At 60.1% G+C, this 17,865-nt stretch carries 18 protein-coding genes; 14 read left to right on the top strand and 4 right to left on the bottom strand.

Annotation, left to right across the window (positions count from 1 at the left end):
• The first annotated feature begins 350 nt into the window (after positions 1-350).
• The 3 genes from ampD to FHS09_RS18520 all read left to right on the top strand — a co-directional run bounded on the left by ampD (position 351) and on the right by FHS09_RS18520 (position 3,506).
• The gene (gene ampD, locus FHS09_RS18530; protein ID WP_183462686.1) at positions 351-914 is read left to right on the top strand and encodes a 1,6-anhydro-N-acetylmuramyl-L-alanine amidase AmpD; all 564 of its coding nucleotides are present in this window, start codon (positions 351-353) and stop codon (positions 912-914) included.
• A 103-nt stretch (positions 915-1,017) separates the two neighbouring features.
• Positions 1,018-1,899 (top strand): regulatory signaling modulator protein AmpE, encoded by an 882-nt coding sequence (gene ampE / locus FHS09_RS18525; protein WP_183462684.1) that lies wholly within the window; start codon positions 1,018-1,020, stop codon positions 1,897-1,899.
• 176 nt (positions 1,900-2,075) lie between these two features.
• On the top strand, positions 2,076-3,506 hold the full coding sequence (locus FHS09_RS18520) for an aldehyde dehydrogenase family protein (protein ID WP_183462682.1): 1,431 nt from the start codon (positions 2,076-2,078) through the stop codon (positions 3,504-3,506).
• A gap of 99 nt (positions 3,507-3,605) precedes the next feature.
• On the opposite strand, the gene fabF is transcribed toward FHS09_RS18520, so the two are convergent.
• Positions 3,606-4,871 carry a beta-ketoacyl-ACP synthase II gene (fabF, locus tag FHS09_RS18515; RefSeq protein WP_183462680.1) on the bottom strand — a complete coding sequence of 422 codons (1,266 nt, stop codon included), beginning with the start codon at positions 4,869-4,871 and terminating at the stop codon, positions 3,606-3,608.
• An 85-nt stretch (positions 4,872-4,956) separates the two neighbouring features.
• Here fabF and FHS09_RS18510 point away from each other — a divergent pair, with 85 nt between their 5' ends.
• The 4 genes from FHS09_RS18510 to FHS09_RS18495 all read left to right on the top strand — a co-directional run bounded on the left by FHS09_RS18510 (position 4,957) and on the right by FHS09_RS18495 (position 8,755).
• Positions 4,957-5,622: a TetR family transcriptional regulator gene (locus FHS09_RS18510; RefSeq protein ID WP_183462678.1), complete on the top strand. Its 666-nt coding sequence runs from the start codon at positions 4,957-4,959 to the stop codon at positions 5,620-5,622.
• Positions 5,623-5,708: 86 nt separating this feature from the next.
• On the top strand, positions 5,709-6,779 hold the full coding sequence (locus tag FHS09_RS18505) for a threonine ammonia-lyase (protein WP_246395135.1): 1,071 nt from the start codon (positions 5,709-5,711) through the stop codon (positions 6,777-6,779).
• Between the two features lie 71 nt (positions 6,780-6,850).
• Entirely contained in the window at positions 6,851-7,357 is a 507-nt protein-coding gene (locus tag FHS09_RS18500; protein WP_246395134.1) for a YbhB/YbcL family Raf kinase inhibitor-like protein, read from the top strand.
• A gap of 81 nt (positions 7,358-7,438) precedes the next feature.
• Positions 7,439-8,755, top strand: a complete 1,317-nt coding sequence (locus FHS09_RS18495; protein WP_183462676.1) for an AmpG family muropeptide MFS transporter — start codon at positions 7,439-7,441, stop codon at positions 8,753-8,755.
• Here FHS09_RS18495 and FHS09_RS18490 read toward each other — a convergent pair.
• Positions 8,752-9,087, bottom strand: coding sequence for an MGMT family protein (locus FHS09_RS18490; RefSeq protein ID WP_343057522.1), 336 nt, complete (start codon positions 9,085-9,087; stop codon positions 8,752-8,754). The two genes, FHS09_RS18495 and FHS09_RS18490, sit on opposite strands and share 4 nt — an antisense overlap.
• 35 nt (positions 9,088-9,122) lie before the next feature.
• Here FHS09_RS18490 and FHS09_RS18485 point away from each other — a divergent pair, with 35 nt between their 5' ends.
• Positions 9,123-10,154 carry a DUF481 domain-containing protein gene (locus tag FHS09_RS18485; RefSeq protein WP_183462674.1) on the top strand — a complete coding sequence of 344 codons (1,032 nt, stop codon included), beginning with the start codon at positions 9,123-9,125 and terminating at the stop codon, positions 10,152-10,154.
• A gap of 79 nt (positions 10,155-10,233) precedes the next feature.
• The gene (locus FHS09_RS18480) at positions 10,234-10,995 is read left to right on the top strand and encodes an SDR family oxidoreductase (RefSeq protein ID WP_183462672.1); all 762 of its coding nucleotides are present in this window, start codon (positions 10,234-10,236) and stop codon (positions 10,993-10,995) included.
• Positions 10,996-11,177: 182 nt separating this feature from the next.
• Here FHS09_RS18480 and cfa read toward each other — a convergent pair whose 3' ends face one another.
• On the bottom strand, positions 11,178-12,326 hold the full coding sequence (gene cfa / locus FHS09_RS18475) for a cyclopropane fatty acyl phospholipid synthase (protein ID WP_183462670.1): 1,149 nt from the start codon (positions 12,324-12,326) through the stop codon (positions 11,178-11,180).
• A gap of 145 nt (positions 12,327-12,471) precedes the next feature.
• Between cfa and FHS09_RS18470 the strand changes: the two genes are divergently transcribed.
• From FHS09_RS18470 to groL, 3 genes are all read left to right on the top strand, one after another.
• A complete protein-coding gene (locus FHS09_RS18470; protein WP_183462668.1) occupies positions 12,472-12,924 on the top strand; it encodes an FxsA family protein in 453 nt (150 codons plus the stop codon).
• A 222-nt stretch (positions 12,925-13,146) separates the two neighbouring features.
• Positions 13,147-13,440: a co-chaperone GroES gene (locus tag FHS09_RS18465; protein ID WP_183462666.1), complete on the top strand. Its 294-nt coding sequence runs from the start codon at positions 13,147-13,149 to the stop codon at positions 13,438-13,440.
• 40 nt (positions 13,441-13,480) lie between these two features.
• Positions 13,481-15,121, top strand: a complete 1,641-nt coding sequence (gene groL / locus FHS09_RS18460; protein ID WP_183462664.1) for a chaperonin GroEL — start codon at positions 13,481-13,483, stop codon at positions 15,119-15,121.
• A gap of 196 nt (positions 15,122-15,317) precedes the next feature.
• Here groL and FHS09_RS18455 read toward each other — a convergent pair whose 3' ends face one another.
• Positions 15,318-16,361, bottom strand: coding sequence for an integron integrase (locus FHS09_RS18455; protein ID WP_281383186.1), 1,044 nt, complete (start codon positions 16,359-16,361; stop codon positions 15,318-15,320).
• 347 nt (positions 16,362-16,708) lie between these two features.
• On the opposite strand from FHS09_RS18455, the gene FHS09_RS18450 reads away from it, so the two are divergent.
• Positions 16,709-17,074: a DUF5958 family protein gene (locus FHS09_RS18450; protein ID WP_183462662.1), complete on the top strand. Its 366-nt coding sequence runs from the start codon at positions 16,709-16,711 to the stop codon at positions 17,072-17,074.
• Between the two features lie 84 nt (positions 17,075-17,158).
• Positions 17,159-17,467 carry an immunity protein TriTu family protein gene (locus FHS09_RS18445; protein WP_183462660.1) on the top strand — a complete coding sequence of 103 codons (309 nt, stop codon included), beginning with the start codon at positions 17,159-17,161 and terminating at the stop codon, positions 17,465-17,467.
• Positions 17,468-17,865: the final 398 nt, after the last annotated feature.

The raw sequence follows: 17,865 nt of genomic DNA, 5'->3' as shown, positions 1-17,865 counted from the left end.
ATGCCCACAGCGGCGTTGCAGCTCTTGAAAATGGAATGACCATTCCCTGCGAGCTGCGCCTAACTGTGAGCATTTTGGGGGGCTCTGATAGGACCATTTAGTATGAGACAGTACACTAGTTGGGGCCACCTGCGGGAGCCAGCCCCGCTGGCGAAGCGGGTGTCGCCGGTACCTCAATCGCCTGCAGGCAGGCTCCCACAGTGTGCCATCCATCGATAGTCCATCCCGCCCCGAAATTTGAGTTACAAGAATCGTCCGCATGAAAGATCTCAAACAGGCTTTTTCAGCATCCTCGCCACTTTCATGGCTCTTCCCATAGAATTGTCTCCAGTCGTACTGGAGAAATCATAGTGAAATACCAATTCGAATCCGGCTGGCTGTCCGGCGCCCGCCGGGTACCGAGCCCCCACTGCAACGATCGCCCCGACGGCACCGAGGTGGATCTGCTGGTGATCCACTGTATCAGCCTGCCGCCGGGACAGTACGGCGGCCCTTACATCGACGACTTCTTTCTCGGGCAGTTGGATATCGACGCTCATCCCTACTTCTCCGAAGTTGCCGGATTGCGGGTTTCCGCCCATATCCTGATCGATCGAGGCGGCCGGGTCACCCAGTACGTGCCTTGCGGCAAGCGGGCCTGGCACGCCGGTCAGTCGGAGTTCTGCGGGCGTTCGGACTGCAACGACTTCTCCATCGGTATCGAGCTGGAGGGGCTGGATACGGATACCTACACCGACATCCAGTACCGCATACTGGCGGAGATCACCGCGGCGATTATGGACACTTATCCGGCGATCGGCCGCGACAGGATCACCGGCCACTCCGATATTGCCCCCGGACGCAAACTGGACCCCGGCCCCGGGTTCGACTGGCAGCGCTACTTTGCGTTGCTCGATGATATGGTTAGTGACTAGCTACTCCCCGCGAATCACTAACCATTGACCGCCAACTACTGGTTTTCCCTGTGCCGCTGGCGTTATTCTTCTCGTTCGATAATTTATTCGACTGGACCTGACTATGGCTCTTTTCACGGTACTGCTGGCCCTGGGGCTGGTGCAGTTCTGGGGCTCCGGCGCGCCCCTGCACCGGGACGACTGGTTCCACTGGTGGTGCGGTCGCCTCTTCGGCCGCGGGGAGCTGCAAGGCCACCCGGAGCGGATGCTCGCCGTGGCGGTACTGCCGCCGGTTGTGGCCGCAGCGATACTGATGGTGCTGGTGGAAGCCGCACTGGGCGGCCTGGGGGCCCTGTTGCTGGGGGCGCTGCTGCTGCTCTACTGCCTGGGGCGGGGCAACTTCAACGAAATGGTTAGCAGTTACCTGCGCAACTGGTATCAGGGCGACCTGGAAGCGGCGCGCAAGGCCGCCGCGCCGTTGTTGCGCGAATTGCCGGAGGCCCCGGCGGATGAACCGCAGGTACTGCACGAGCAGGTTTTTCGCGGCGCGGCCTACTGCGCCTTCGAGCGCCTGTTCGCGGTGCTGTTCTGGTTCCTGTTATTGGGGATACCCGGCGCGGTGATGTACCGTCTCAGCGCACTCTACGCGGACGCGGCGCCAGAGGGTGGGAACAGGGAAACCGCCATGCGCTGGCTGTGGCTGCTCGAGTGGTTGCCGGTGCGGGCAATGGGATTCAGCTTTGCCATCGTGGGTAATTTCGCGGGCTGCTACCGCGCCTGGCGCCAGTGTCTCACTTGTCGCGAGCGGAGTACCCCGGAGGTGCTGGAGATCTACCTGGAGGGCGCGCTGGGCGGTATCGACGCCAGTGAGTGCAGCGCCGGCGTGGAGGTGGCCGAGGGGCAGCGGGCCTGCGGTGCGCAACTGGAAGGGCTGCAGGCGCTGTTGTCCCGCGCCCTGTTGTTGTGGATCACGGTACTGGCACTATTGGTGCTGTTTGATTTCTGATCGGCCCGTAGGATGGAAGAAGTGAACTGGCGCCAAGTTTGGAACTTTGTTCCAATTGGCGGCTTGACTTGGTGCCGGCTGCCCCGGATATTGCGCGCAAGGTCAAGGCCGATAAGTGGCCTTTGTTGTGCGGAGTCAAAAGAACAATAAGAATTCAAGGCGGGGCAGAATTATTTATGCAAGCATTCACCCTGGAGCCGCAAATGGCAGCCAATCTCGACGGTGGTACTGGCGGCGAACTCAATGCCGCGGCCCTGATGGCCGGTTTGAGAACCTACTTTCGCAGCGGCACCACGGCGGATCTCGCCTGGCGTCGCCAGCAGCTCAGCCAGTTGCGCAGGATGCTCTCGGACAACGAGGAGCAGTTCCTGCAGGCCCTGCGCGAGGACCTGAACAAGGCGCCGCAAGAGGGCTATACCACCGAGGTCTCCGCCCTTTATGGCGATATCGACCACGCCCTCAAATACCTGAAAAAGTGGGCCGGCAAACGCCGCGTCTCCACTCCGGTCATCGCCCAGCCGGGCCGGAGCTACATCCAGCCCGAGCCACTGGGGGTGGTGCTGATCATCGGTGCCTGGAACTACCCGTTACAATTATTGCTATCGCCGCTGGTACCGGCTATTGCCGCCGGCAATTGTGCCGTGGTGAAACCCTCTGAGCTGGCTCCCGCCACCTCAAAGCTGGTGACGGAACTGCTGCCACGCTATCTGGACAATGACGCCTTTGCCTGTGTCGAGGGCGCGGTACCGGAAACCACCGCGCTGCTGGAGCAGCGCTGGGATCATATCCTCTACACCGGTGGCGGCGCCGTGGGCAAGATAGTGATGAACGCTGCGGCCAGGCACCTGACGCCGGTTACCTTGGAGCTGGGGGGCAAGAGCCCCTGTATCGTCGCTGACGACGCAAATATCGATGTGGCCGCGCGCCGCATCGCCTGGGGCAAGTTCACCAATGCCGGGCAGACCTGCGTAGCGCCGGATTACCTGCTGTGCACCAAGGCTACCGCTGACCGGCTGCTGCCGGCGATTGAGAAGGCTGTGCGCGAAATGTTCGGCGACGATCCCGGCCGGTCCGCCGACTACGGGCGTATCGTCAACCGCCGCCACGCCCAGCGCCTGGCCGATTACCTGGCCGACGGGGATGTGGTATTCGGCGGCCGCGTGGAGATTGAGAACCGCTATGTGGCGCCCACCGTGCTGCGCAACGTGGGCGTGCAGGCCCCGGTGATGCAGGAGGAGATATTCGGGCCGATGCTGCCGGTAATCGAGCTGGAGGATTTCGGGCAGGTGGAGGCGTTCGTCAACGGGCGGGAGAAGCCGCTGGCGCTCTATGTCTTCACCCGGAACGAGCACCTCGCCGACCGCATCCTCAGCCACTGCAGCTCCGGAAATGCCTGCGTCAACGACTGCATGATGTTTATGACTGCCCACGACCTGCCGTTCGGCGGCGTGGGCCCCAGCGGCATGGGCGCCTACCACGGCGAGCACGGTTTCAAGACCTTCAGCCATTTCAAGGCGGTGATGAAGCGCAGCTACCTGTTCGACCTGGACCTGCGCTACGCGCCGTTTACCGGCAAAAAATTCAAACTGCTGCGCCTGTTGCGGTAGTCTGATTCCGCGCTGTAGAGCCCTCAGTAGGATGGGCACGTCGCTGCGCTCCTTTGCCCACCCTACAAGAAGAGGTCGCTTAACTCAGAGCCTTTCATGTCAGGCCTTGGAAACCAGCAGCGACGCGTTGACCCCACCAAAGCCAAAGCCGTTGCACAGCGCGTGCTGCGTCTGCTGGCTCCGGCTCGTGTTCGGCACCAGGTCCAGATCCTGCATGCATTCATCCGCACAACCGAGATTCAGGGTAGGCGGCAGCTTGTTCTCGCGCACGGCCATGATGGTGAATATGGCTTCCGCCCCTCCGGCGGCGCCCAGCAGATGGCCGGTGGCGGATTTGGTGGAGGAAATGGGGATGTGCGCCAGCTGTCCACCGAATACATTGCGCAGCGAGGTAATCTCCGCCCGGTCACCCACCGGAGTGGAGGTGGCGTGGGCGTTGATATAGTGCACATCCTGTGGCGTCAGGCCGGCCATGGCCAGGGCGCTGCGTATGGCCGCGGCGGCACCGGCGCCGTCCTCCGGGCCGGCGGTGATATGGTGGGCATCGGCACTGGTGCCGTAGCCGTTGATCACCGCCAGCGGCGTCGCGCCGCGGGCCTCGGCGTGCTCCAGGGTCTCGATCACCAGCAGGCCGGCTCCTTCCCCCATCACAAAACCATCGCGGTCGCGGTCGAAGGGACGGGATGCCCGGGGCGGATCGTCGTTGCGGGTGGAAAGTGCCTTCATGGCGTGGAAGCTCGCCAGCGACAGGGGATCGACACAGCCCTCGGCGCCACCCACCAGCGCCACTTCCGCCTCACCGCTGCGGATCAGGCGCATGCCGTCGCCGATCGCCTGCAGTCCGGCGGCGCAGGCGGTCACCGGGCAGCCCATGGGGCCTTTGAAGCCGAAGCGGATCGACAGGTTTCCCGCCGCCAGGTTGGCGAGAAAAGCCGGCACGGTGAAGGGGGAGAGGCGCTTGTAGCCGCGCTCCACCAGGGTCTGCTGGGCCTGGGTGATGGTGGGAAATCCGCCGATGCCGCTGCCCACTACTGTGGCCGTGGCGCGTCGCTCGGCTTCGGTGCGCGGCTGCCAGCCTGACTGCGCGAGGGCTTCCTGCGCCGCCGCCAGGGCAAACACAGTGAAGCGGTCCATTTTCTTGCGCTCTTTGGCGCCGGCCACCGCCTCGCCGTCGAGCCCGATCTCAGGGTCCCGCTCACGGTCCGGCACCATTCCTGCCAGGCGGACGGGAAAATCGACGGTGTCGAAATGTTCGATGGGCCCCACGCCGGACACGCCGGCGCACAGCCGTTGCCACACCGCGTCGACGCCGCAGCCCAGCGGGCTGACCAACCCCATGCCGGTGACGACAATTGGTGAATTCATACAGCCTCCCGGTGATTCATACCTCGGAAGCAAATTACCCACAGCTAATATATGATCAAGATAATATTTCGGGGGGGGAGAGACCGTGCCTTATTCCAAAACCCATAAATCGCAAACGAAAGACCGTATCCTGCGCTCGGCCACCGAGCTGTTCTGCCGCCACGGTTTCGATAAGGTCTCCATCGGCCAGATCATGGAAGTGGCGCGCATGACCCACGGGGCCTTCTACACCCACTTCGAATCCAAGGAGGCGCTGTTCAATGCCTCTTTTCTGGAGAGTTTCAAGCGCAGTCGGGTCGCGCGGCTGGCCAAGGCTCCCTTTTCGATAAAACACCTCACCGCGCTGGTCACCGACTACCTGAACCTGCGCGCGCTCAGGGACCGGGGTGCACCGGGCCCGGAAGCCCTTCTGTTCAATGAAATCGGCAGCGATCGCCCCCGCATCAAAAAATTGTACGAAGAGGCCTACGAGCGCATGAAAAAAATGCTGGAGACGCGCATCACCGCTCTCGGGCGCTTGAAGAAACTGCCGTATGCGGCGGATCGGGAAACCGTTGCGGAAAAGGCCCGGGGAATTATCGCGGCTATGGTCGGGGCGGTGGCCGTGGCCAGAAGTATTTCCCAGGAGCGGGAGCAGCACCTGATTCTGCAGGCCGCGCAGAAACAGATCCTGGGAATTCTGGGGGTCAATGAAACGGAATTTGACCCGGCGGTGAGAAAGGGGAGCGCCATGCGGCTTGAACACGCGTGAAAATCCGGCGCCGTAAATTTTATCTTTGACTGGCCCCGGCCGCTGGGTCACCATGCTTTTTTGGCGGACCGGGCTGTGGTGGAGTTTTGACCCGGAGCCCGCTGCGCTGCCAACTATCGCCAATAGCGGACTACCACGACGGATTTGTCGACACCATGCCAACCGATCGCAATGACCTGCCCACCAGCGCGGAAGTCTTCACCGCCGCACAGAATATCGCCGGCCGCATACACCGCACCCCATTGATCAGCAGCGGCCAGATCAACGGCATCACTGGCGCCAACCTCTGGTTCAAGTGCGAGCATCTGCAGAAAGTCGGCGCTTTCAAGGCCCGCGGCGCCAGCAATGCCCTGGCCCAGTTGCCACCGGAAACCCGCCGGGTCGCCACCCACTCCTCCGGTAACCACGGCGCCGCCCTGGCCTGGGCGGCAGCGGAGCGCGGCCTGGCCTGCATCGTGGTCATGCCGGAGACCGTACCGGCGGCCAAGCGCGCCGCGGTGGCCGGCTACGGCGCGGAGATAGTTACCTGCGGCGCCACCCAGGATGAGCGAGAAGCGGCCCTGAAGAAGGTGGTAGCCGAGACCGGCGCCCATGTGGTGCCGCCCTTCGACGACCGGCGAATCATCGCCGGCCAGGGCACAGTGGCGCTGGAAATCATGCAACAGTGCCGCGAGCAGGGTTTTACCCCGGACATCGTCATGGCCCCGGTGGGCGGCGGGGGGCTGCTCGCCGGGGTGGGTCTGGCGATCGCCGCGCTGGCACCGGACGTGTTGGTGATCGGCGCCGAGCCCGCCGGTGCCGACGACGCCCAGCGCTCCCTGCGCGGCGGTGTACATATCACCTCCCAGGAACCCCGCACGATAGCGGACGGCCTGCGGACCACCCTCGGACGCCGCAATTACGCGATAGCGCGGCGCACGGTACGGGATGTCGTCACCGTATCCGAGCGGGGTATAGTGGAGGCCATGCGACTGCTGTGGACCCGCACCAAGCAGCTGGTGGAGCCCTCCGCGGCAGTGCCGCTGGCCGCGGTGCTGGAACACGGCGCGCGCTTTCGCAACAAGAATGTTGCCCTGGTGCTGACCGGTGGCAATATGGATCTCGACAGAGTCGCCGAACTCTTTTCCGAATCGAGCGAGGAGGATGAATCGCCATGAACTCACGCAAACTGCGCTGTTTTGGGGCTGCTAAACTGGTGGCTGCCACAGTTCTTTCGGTACTTGCCGCTATGTCTTCAACAGCATCTTCCGCCGCGGGGCTCGTCCTCACCTCGAAAACCCTGGCGCCGGGTAAGCGCATGCCGGACGCGCATGTCTACAACGGTTGTGGTGGCGAAAATGTTTCCCCCCAACTGAGTTGGAGCGGTGCCCCGGAGGGCACCAAGAGCTTCGCCCTGATGGTCCACGATCCGGATGCGCCCACCGGCAGTGGCTGGTGGCACTGGGTGATGTTCAATATTCCCGCCGATGTGACCGAACTGGCGGAGGGCGCAGGGGATCCGAAAACCGGTTTGATCCCCGAGGCGATTCAGGGCCGCAACGACTTCGGCAGCCTCGGTTACGGGGGCGCCTGTCCTCCCGAGGGACACGGTGACCACCACTACCAATTCAAGGTATTCGCGCTCAAAGTCGAGCAACTGCCGCTGGACGAGATGGACACGCCGGCGAAGGTGGGCTTTTACGTCAACGCCAATAAATTGGCGGAGGCGCAGCTGGAAGTGGTCTACGGTCGGTAGTGGGCCGCTGAAGTGCTCTAAATGTCACGACGGGGCATCCCCCTCAACGAATAATACTCGGAGGCACCCTTCAGGGATCGCATGAGCGGAATTACACTAAGGGAGGCCATATTCAACCGGCGTATGCTGATCTGTATCGCTACCGGGTTCAGTTCAGGGTTGCCGCTTTACGTACTGATACAGCTCGTCCCCGCCTGGCTTCGCTCCGAAGATGTCAGTTTGGCAGCTATCGGCCTCTTTTCTCTGGTGGGCTTCCCCTACACATGGAAATTTCTGTGGTCTCCTTTGATGGAGCGCTATCAGATGCCGTTTTTGGGTAGGCGTCGCGGTTGGCTGCTGGTCACACAGCTCCTGCTGTTGCTTAGCATCGGTGTGCTGGGCATGCTGAATCCCAAGGTTTCCATCTGGACCGTGGCCGTATTATGTGGCGGCGTGGCTTTCTTTAGTGCCAGCCAGGATATAGTACTGGACGCTTATCGCAGGGAGATCCTTCCTGATCGTGAGCTGGGTTTAGGCAACTCCTTCCACGTCAATGCCTACCGGATCGCCGGGCTTATACCCGGGGCGCTGAGCCTGGTGCTTGCCGATATTCTCCCCTGGGATCAGGTGTTTTTAATCACTGCCGCCTTTATGGGCGTGGGCCTGTTGATGACCCTGATGGTGAGTGAGCCCATTCATCCGGGTGCGAGGCCAAAGACTTTGGCGGAAGCGGTGACCCAGCCGTTTGTAGAATTTTTCAAACGCAACGGCGTCAGGCAGGCATTGTTGGTGCTCACCTTCATGTTCCTCTACAAGTTGGGGGACAACATGGCCACTGCGCTGGCCACCCCCTTTTACCTGGATATGGGTTACAGCAAAACCGAAATCGGCCTGGTTGCCAAAAACGCCGGCCTTTGGCCAATGGTCATCGGCGGTATTTTGGGCGGCCTTCTGATGGTGCGTATCGGTATCAATAAGAGTCTATGGCTATTTGGGGTTGTGCAAATGGCGTCAATCCTGGGCTTTATCCTGCTCTCCGAGGCGAATGTGGGAAGGGTGGGCACGCCGGGCTTTGAACCCAACCTGTGGTTGCTGGCACTGGTGATCAGTTTTGAATACCTCGGTGTAGGGCTGGGTACCGCGGCATTTGTGGCGTTCATTGCGCGAACTACCAGCAAGCACCACACAGCGACGCAGTTGGCCCTGTTCACCGCACTCACCGCGCTGCCGCGCACCTTCGCCAATGCCACTACGGGATTCATCGTGGAGAGAGTGGGGTGGACCGAGTTCTACCTGATTTGCACAGCACTGGCCGTGCCCGGGATGCTGCTGCTGATGGTGGTGGCGCCCTGGAAGGGGAACAGCAAGCCCGAATCGGTCACCGTTATGGCCAAGCCGATAGAGCGAAACCCGGATTAGGGGCTCCATCGGTACTTCTTCAAATCCACCCTGCCGTTCAGCAGGGTGATCCCTTCCTTCTGCAATCGTTCGATCTGCCGTTGTGACGCCGGCTCCGGCAGGGAGATACGCCCCTGGGCGTTGATCACCCGGTGCCAGGGAAGCTTGGTGCCGCGGGGCAGTTTGCGCAGCGTCTGCCCGGCGAGCCTTGCTGCGCGGGGGTAGCCGGCCATCTCCGCGAGGTCGCCGTAAGTGATTACATACCCCCGAGGTATCTCCGCCAGTACACTGCAGATTCGAGTTGTGGCATCATTGCCCCCGTTTAGTGCGTTATCTCCCACAGAAAAATTCACTTTCGATAACTCCAGTAATTCCAGGATTTTCTTTCGTGGTTCGAGCTGTTTATAAATTAACCTCTATCTTCCTGTTTTTTCTTTCCCTTGTCTCCCTCAATGCCGCGGCTGGTGTTCTCACCCTGAGCAACGGCGACCGGGTGCACGGCGAACTGGTGCTGGTGGAGCGGGAGCATGTGGTGTGGAATGCGGAGAACTTCGGTGAGGTGCGCATCGAAAAGAGCAAAATCCTGTCGCTGGATACGGATCTGGACCTGAAGATCGCCGGCCGCGATGAGCCCTGTACCCTGGCTGGTCACCGGCGTGAACAGTGGGAGTTGTACTGCGACGAGGGCTCCGGCTGGGTGATGGATTTTCCCGCAATCGAACGCGCCGAACCCTATGTCAAATTTGTCGGCAACCCCACGATTCTCCATGGCAATGTCAGTGCGGGTGGGGTCTTCGAACACGGTAACCGCGAGCGCAAAGACCTGGATGTCAATGCGAATCTGGATATCCGCCATAGCGATTTCCACCACCTGTTGAATGCGCTCTACCAGAACCAGAATAATATCGAAGTGGGTTCCCTGGAAAAGTACCAGCTCAGCTACAACTTGCGCTGGATCTTCGCGGAGAAGTGGTTCGCCGCGGCCAATAGCGCGCTGGAGCACGAGGAGGCACGCAACCTGGATCTGGGCACCACCTTGGGTGTCGGCCTGGGTTACCTGTTCTACGATACCGACAAGACCGCCTTTTCGGTGCAAGGTGGTATCAGCAGCCTAAAAGAGGATTTTATAGACAGCGAGCTGAGCGAGAACCAGGACGATCGCTACGGCGCGGCCCGGGCCGCGATCGACTACCGTTACAAGTTCTCCCTAGGACCGGAGATCTACTTTAACCAGGAGATGCTGCAGTCCATCGACAGCGGCGACGACTTCCAGAGCAACGCCAAGCTGGGAATGCGTACGCCGCTGGTGAAGGGGGTGCTGATGGAGGTTGCCTACCACTGGCTCTACGATAACACCCCCTCCCTGGAGAGCGAGAAAGAAGACACCAAGCTGACCGTGGGCGTCGGCTACCAGTGGTAGCAGTCTTCAATTTCCCCTCTCCCTAACCCTCTCCCCGGAGGGGAGAGGGAACTGATAACGATTACGACAAGGAACCCAAATGCAAGTTGCCCAAAGTATTGTGGCCATCACCGGCGCCGGCCAGGGCCTGGGCCGGGCCATGGCGGAGTACCTGGCGGCCCGCGGCGCCCGCCTGGCGCTGATCGACGTGAACGAGCCGGGTCTGGCGGAGAGTGTCGCCGCCTGCGAAAAGCTGGGGGCCGAGGCGCGCAGCTACCGCATCGATGTATCCTCGGAAGAGGAGGTGGACAGCGGTCTGGCGCAGATCGCCGCGGATTTTGGTGGGTTCGATGTGCTGGTCAACAACGCCGGCATCATGCGCGACGGCCTGCTGATCAAGGTGAAGGACGGCAAGCTGGCCGACCGTATGTCCCTGGCCCAGTGGCAGTCGGTGATCGATGTCAATCTCACTGGCGTCTTCCTGTGTGGTCGTGCAGCGGCGGGCATCATGGCGGAGAGCGGGCGGGGTGGGGTGATCGTGAACATCTCCAGCCTGTCCCGCGCCGGCAATATGGGCCAGACCAACTACTCCGCGAGCAAGGCCGGCGTGGCCGCCATGACCGTCACCTGGGCGCGGGAGCTGGCCCGCTACGGCGTGCGCGTTGCCGCCATTGCACCGGGCTTTATCAATACCGATATGGTGGCGCAGATGCGCCCCGAAATCCTCAAGTCCCTGGTCAAGCAGGTGCCCCTGCGCCGGCTGGGTGAACAGGAGGAAATCGCCTCCACTGTGGCGTTTATCCTCGAAAACGACTTCGTCAGCGGCCGTGTGCTGGATATCGACGGCGGCGCCCGTATCTGATTTGAGTCGCATTCCCTGTAGGAGCGGCCGTTGGCCGCGACAAATTTATCTGGAACAAATTTGGACGCCGAAGGCGCCCGAAGGGTGAGCGCCACGGATGGCGCAAATCAGCGGCATATGCTACGTAGCTTTCGCCAATCGCGGCCAACGGCCGCTCCTACAAGGATTCCCCAAATCTGGGCTCAGGAAACTCTCTGTACGCCGCCCTCCAGCCTTTCCGAGAATATCCACTGCCACAGCTGGATATGCCGAGCGCGGAAGGCGCCGGCGCAGGACAGCAGGTAGTAGCGCCACATACGGTAGAAGCGCTGGCCATACTGCCCCGCGAAGCGCGGCCAGTGCTCCTCGAAGTTGCGGTGCCAGGCCATCAGGGTGCGGTCGTAGTCGCTGCCGAAGTTGTGCAGGTCCTCGCAAACCAGCAGGTTGTTGGCGGCATCGCCGATCTGGCCCGCCGAGGGCAGCTCGCCGTTGGGGAATATGTACTTCTCAATCCAGGGATCGGTGGTGGAGCGGCGCTGGTTCTTGCCGATGGTATGGAGCAGCAACAGCCCGTCCCTCTTCAGGCAGCGCCTGGCCACGCGCATGAAGGCGCGGTGGTTTTTGTGCCCCACATGCTCGAACATGCCCACACTGGCGATGCGGTCGAACGACTGGCTGAGGCTGCGGTAGTCCTGCAGGTGTACGGTGATCGGCAGGTCCTCGTAGTGCTCCCGGATATAGTCGCACTGGGCCTTGGAGACGGTGACCCCCACGCATTCAACCCCATAATGCTCTGCGGCGTAGCTCACCAGGCTGCCCCAGCCGCAGCCGATATCCAGCAGGCGCATCCCCGGCTTCAGGCCGAGCTTGCGGCAGATCAGGTCCAGTTTGGCAGTCTGCGCCTGCTCCAGGGTCTCGGCCTCGCGCCAGTAGCCGCAGCTGTAAGTGAGGCGGCGGTCGAGCATGGCGCTGTAGAACTCGTTGCCCAGATCGTAGTGGCGCTCGCCCACCTCAAAGGCGCGGCCACGGCTCTGCAGGTTGATCAGGTAGCTGCGAAGAATACGCCCGGCGTGGCGCCAGGGCTTGATATGGCGGGTCAGGTCGGCGCGCAGTAAGCGGTAGAAGAACTGGTCCAGAGCCGGTACGTCCCAGTCGCCCCGCATATAGGTCTCGCCCAGCCCCAGGCTGTGGCGCGCCACTATCTCGTCCAGCGCTTCGGCGCGGTGTAGTTGAAGATCCCAGGGCCTGTCGCCGTTGATGCGGATATCCGCTTCGCCGAGCACCTCATCCAGTAGATGGCGGTTCCGGGACAATGCCGGTGTGGGTACCGCGCTCTGCTGTTCGCTCTCCATGAAAGCCTCCTTTGCTTCCGGCCGCATTAGGTTGATTGCGGCGCCCTTGAAGTATTTGCCAGCACTCCTCATTTATTACAGCATATTGAAAAATACCCAGTTTCGCTTGAAGCAACAAGTGAACTGCCCCGGAGGAACCCACCCCATGCGCCCACTGCTGTTGCTGTTTATTACCATGCCCATCCTGGAGATGTGGCTGCTGATCACCGTGGGCCGCGAAATCGGCGCGCTACCCACTATCGGGCTGGTGCTGCTCACCGCGGTGGTGGGGCTGGCGCTGCTGCGCCGCCAGGGCCTGTCCACCGTTATGCGGGCCCAGCGCAAGATGGAGGCCGGTGAACTCCCCGCCAGGGAGATGGCGGAGGGGATCTTTCTCGCCGTGGGTGGCGCGCTGCTGCTCACCCCGGGCTTTATCACCGACGCGCTCGGCTTCGCCTGCCTGATCCCGGGGCTGCGCCAGCTGTTGCTGGGACGGATTCTGCGTCATGTAACGGTGGTGCGCGGCCCCGGTTACCCCCCGGGAGAGGGACGCGGGCGAGAGCGCGACCAGGACGTCATTGAGGGAGACTACAAGCGCGAAGATGACAAGCACGAATAAAAAATGATCAGTTTTGCCGCTGGGTCTCCCCGGCGGCCCCCGCCCGCACAGTTTTTTTTCCCACTCCTGTTGAAATCGCTACGGCTGCCCATAGATAGGGAGCACCCCAAGTTTTTGCCCCGGCTCTGCCGGTCAGAGTGGGGCACTCGGGCCCGAAAGCCCACTGGGTTCAGGGCCTTTCTGACATTGGAAACCTCAAACGACTCAATGGAGAGCTTATCCATGAAAATTCGTCCTTTACACGACCGCGTCGTAGTGCGCCGTAAGGAAGAAGAAGAGAAAACCGCCGGTGGCATCGTGCTGCCGGGCGCCGCCAAAGAGAAGCCGAACCAGGGCGAAGTCGTCGCCGTGGGCGAAGGCAAGCTGCTCGACAACGGCGACGTGCGTGCGCTGTCCGTCAAAGTGGGCGACACCGTGGTATTCGGCCGCTACGCCGACAGCAACACCCTCAAGATGGATGGCGAAGAGCTGATCATCATGAGTGAGAGCGACATCTACGGCGTGCTGGAAGGCTAAATCCGGCTTCCACTTCACACAGAATTGAGGAAAAAGAATCATGGCAGCTAAAGACGTAAAATTCGGAGACAGCGCCCGCCAGAGGATGCTCAAGGGCGTAAACATCCTGGCCGACGCGGTCAAGGCCACCCTGGGCCCCAAAGGCCGCAACGTGGTACTGGACAAGTCCTTCGGCGCTCCCACCGTCACCAAAGACGGCGTATCTGTAGCCAAGGAAATCGAGCTGAAAGACAAGTTCGAAAATATGGGCGCGCAGATGTTGAAAGAAGTGGCCTCCAAGGCTTCCGACACCGCTGGTGACGGCACCACCACCGCCACCGTACTGGCCCAGGCCATCGTTACCGAAGGCCTCAAATCCGTCGCCGCGGGCTTCAACCCCATGGACCTGAAGCGCGGTATCGACAAGGCGGTGAGTGCCGCCGTGGATCATATCGCCAGCCTGGCCACCCCCTGTGAAGACAGCAAGTCCATCGCCCAGGTGGGCACTATCTCCGCCAACAGCGACCAGAGCGTGGGCACCATCATCGCCGAAGCCATGGAGAAAGTAGGCAAGGAAGGCGTGATCACCGTGGAAGAGGGCAGCGGCCTGGAGAACGAACTGGACGTAGTGGAAGGCATGCAGTTCGACCGCGGTTACCTGTCCCCCTACTTCATCACCAACCAGGAGAACATGACCGCGGAGCTGGAAGCGCCTTACATCCTGCTGGTGGACAAGAAAATCTCCAACATCCGCGATCTGCTGCCGCTGCTTGAGCAGGTAGCCAAGGCGTCCAAGCCGTTGCTGATCGTCGCTGAAGACGTGGAAGGCGAAGCCCTGGCCACCCTGGTGGTGAACAGCATGCGCGGTATCGTGAAAGTGGCCGCCGTCAAGGCACCGGGCTTCGGCGACCGCCGCAAGGCCATGCTGCAGGACATCGCCATCCTCACTGGCGGCACCGTGATCTCCGAAGAAGTGGGCCTGGAGCTGGAAAGCGCCACCCTGGAGCATCTGGGCAGCGCCAAGCGCGTCACCCTGTCCAAGGAGAACACCGTGATCGTGGACGGCGCCGGCGATGTCAAAGACATCGAAGCCCGCGTCGGCCAGATCCGTGCCCAGATCGAAGACTCCTCTTCCGACTACGACAAAGAGAAACTGCAGGAACGCGTGGCCAAGCTGGCCGGTGGTGTTGCAGTGATCAAGGTCGGCGCCGCTACCGAAGTGGAAATGAAAGAGAAGAAAGCCCGCGTCGAAGACGCCCTGCACGCCACCCGCGCCGCGGTTGAAGAGGGCGTGGTGCCCGGCGGCGGTACCGCACTGCTTCGCGCCGTTCTGGCGGTCAAGGTGACCGGCGACAACGAAGACCAGAACCACGGCATCGCCGCCGCACTGCGCGCCATGGAAATGCCGCTGCGCCAGATCGTAGAGAACGCTGGTGACGAGTCTTCCGTCGTGGTGGACAAAGTGAAGCAGGGTTCCGGCAACTACGGTTACAACGCCGCTACCGGCGAGTACGGCGACATGCTGGAAATGGGTATCCTCGACCCGGCCAAGGTAACCCGCACTGCACTGCAGGCGGCCGCCTCCATCGCCGGCTTGATGATCACCACCGAAGTCATGGTCGCCGAACTGCCGGAAGAAAAGCCCGCAGCACCTGACATGGGTGGTATGGGTGGCATGGGCGGAATGGGCGGCATGATGTAAGCCAGCCTTATCCGGCCAACTAACGAAGCCCCGCATCCGCGGGGCTTTTTTTAATCCCCCCTCTCCCGCAAGCGGGACAAGTTTGAGGGGATCAAATTTGGACGCCGAAGGCGCCCGCAGGGTGGGCGCCATGGACGGCGCCTATCAGAGGGCCCGGGGGAGAGGGCTTAACCCAAACAGCTGCAGTCCCTTATCTTCAAATTGCCATTCCATAAGCCACCACCGGCTCAGCGATTCCGTCCGGCGGCTGCATTCGGTCTACCGGACTGAGCACACCTTTACCACCACGGTTCACCACATGGGTATAGATCTCCGTGGTTGTGATATCCGTATGGCCCAGCAACTCCTGAATCGTGCGCAGATCATAGCCCGCCTCCAACAGGTGGGTGGCAAAGCTGTGGCGAAAGGCGTGGGCGCGGGCTGGCTTATGAATCCCGGCGGCTCGGACAGCGTGACGAATACGCTTTGCCAATGCAGATGGATGCAAATGGTGGCGTCGTGCGACTCCGGCACGGGGATCACGGCTGATTTTGCTGGCGGGAAACAAATACTGCCATGCAATCTCCCGCGCCGCATTGGGATATTTCCGCTCCAACGCATCCGGCAAATAGACCGCACCAAAACCGTCGGCCAGATCCTGAGCGTGTAGGACCTGCACCCTCTGTATCTGCCGCTTGAGTTCCGGTACCAGGGACTGCGGCAACATAGTAGTGCGATCCTTATTGCCCTTGCCTCCACGTACGAAAATATTATTACTGCCGAAATCGATATCCTTGATCCGCAGGGAAAGCAACTCCGCGGATCGCAAGCCGGCGCCGTAGAGCAGCTGTACCTGTAACCGGCTTACCCCTTGCAGGTGAGAGAGAATCGCCGAAACCTCATTGCGGCTATAGACCACAGGCAGGCGCCGGGGAATTCTCGCTTGCGAGAAAGTCAGGTTGTCGAGTGCCACATCGAGAAAGCGCGTGTAGAGGTACACCAAAGCATTCAGCGCTATTCTCTGTGTGCTTACCGAACAATCCCTCTGTTGTGCGAGATGCGTCAGAAAATGCTCCACTTCCGCGGCACCCATTTCCTGCGGATGGCGTTTCTGATGAAAGTAGATAAAACGCCGCACCCAATGGATATAAGTGCGTTCAGTGGTATACGCCAATCCGCTCTCGCGAATGTGAAGTCGCAGCCTGTCCAAAAAACGTACCGGTTGGGCGGGAATCCGAGGCCGAATATCATCCATGGTCATAATCAAGCACTCTTTTACTGTTTTTATATACAGTATTGACGCGGGGAAACTTATGTCAAGCCCGTATTCAGAAGCCAGTGGCTCTTGTTCACCGGCAAACAATCGCTAAGTGATTGACTTTAAAGGAAACAACATCGAAACTTTGAGCCAAAGCCGCATAAGAGCGAGAGAGTACCAGGCTCGTTTTACTTTGAATACGAAGTAAAGATATTGATCTATCTATTTGACTTTAATGAAAAAAATTTCACATGTGGCATTGTGCGCCAGTGAACAAGTGCCTGGTGATAATAAGCCAGTGGCTCGTGAATAAAACTGTTATATCTATTCCTATGAACGAACATGAGTTGATGATTAATAAGCTGGCCCAAGGTCTTGTTCCTCGTGAAGAGGGGCAGGGCTGGTTTCGCGCGGCCACACCTGACTGCCGGGTTCAGATTATGAGAGCGCTGGACTATTGCCTTTTTCAAGCTCATCCAACACCAGCTGAAATTCAGGAAGGCATCGATCTGTCCGGTTTGAAAGATACATATTCGCCTTGTGTTGTTGCTGTAAAGAAGCCGCTTGGCGAAGCTAGGCAAACCATTCTAAGGATGGTTGGTCTTGATCAGCAGAGAGGGTTTGAGCTTTGGCTTTCTGTTTTTTCTGTTGCGGACAAGCGTAGGCGAGAAAGTGACTGTAAAGTTGGTTGTTCACATGAATGGCACAACCTGTAGATATAACAAGCAGCGGCAGGCGGATCAAATTTCCGCTCCTTCGTCGCTCCAATTTGCCCGCTGCGCTGGGCGTTATGTTTCACCATGAATGAACTACTAGCGTACTTAGGAAAATGGAAATCCTCCAAATCAAAGATATTTGGTGCTGAGGGCTATGTGGTTTCGATAACTGCAGAACTGGGTGATAGTGTTAAGTCGCGCTATATCGAGATTGAAGGTAATGGATTGCTTTCTAGGGCTACATTGTGGGAAAACGGTAGCTTGGTTATTGAGGCCCTGGATATTGAAAATGAAAATACTGTGTTACAAGAGTCATTCGAAACTTTAGAAACATGGCAGCTTGATGACAAATTAAACTGGTGGCTCAGCGAGATAGCTACGTATGAGGGCTAAAAACATAACAAGGCCAAGCAGCATCGCCCCTTCGGGGCTGGACCTCGCTACGCTCGGCCGCTGTTGGCGGCGTTATGGCGGCTTGTTCGTAAAGAAAAAAGCAAAATTTATGGCGTAAAGTGCTGTGCTAGTAGCCAGCAATTCGGCATCAAAGTCAGTGCCAGCTTGTGGTTAGGCAGTGTTTTTCCTGGTGCCTTCGTTCAAGATCAAAGGCATCGGCAATCACAAACCAGTATTGTGGGTTGCCAGTAAGAGAATTTATCGGTTGGGGAAGCGTGTTATTCTTTCCCATCTTAATTGGGTGGTGGCCCTCCGCTGCGCTACGGGCAAAGTGCCATTAGCAAGTTCAGCGCGGCGCCGTCCATAACCAGGCCAGGCAGTACGCTCCGGCGCTGCGC

This window comes from Microbulbifer rhizosphaerae (assembly GCF_014191725.1).
Taxonomy (GTDB): Bacteria; Pseudomonadota; Gammaproteobacteria; order Pseudomonadales; family Cellvibrionaceae; genus Microbulbifer; species Microbulbifer rhizosphaerae.
This window is presented reverse-complemented; position numbering and strand designations above follow the sequence as displayed.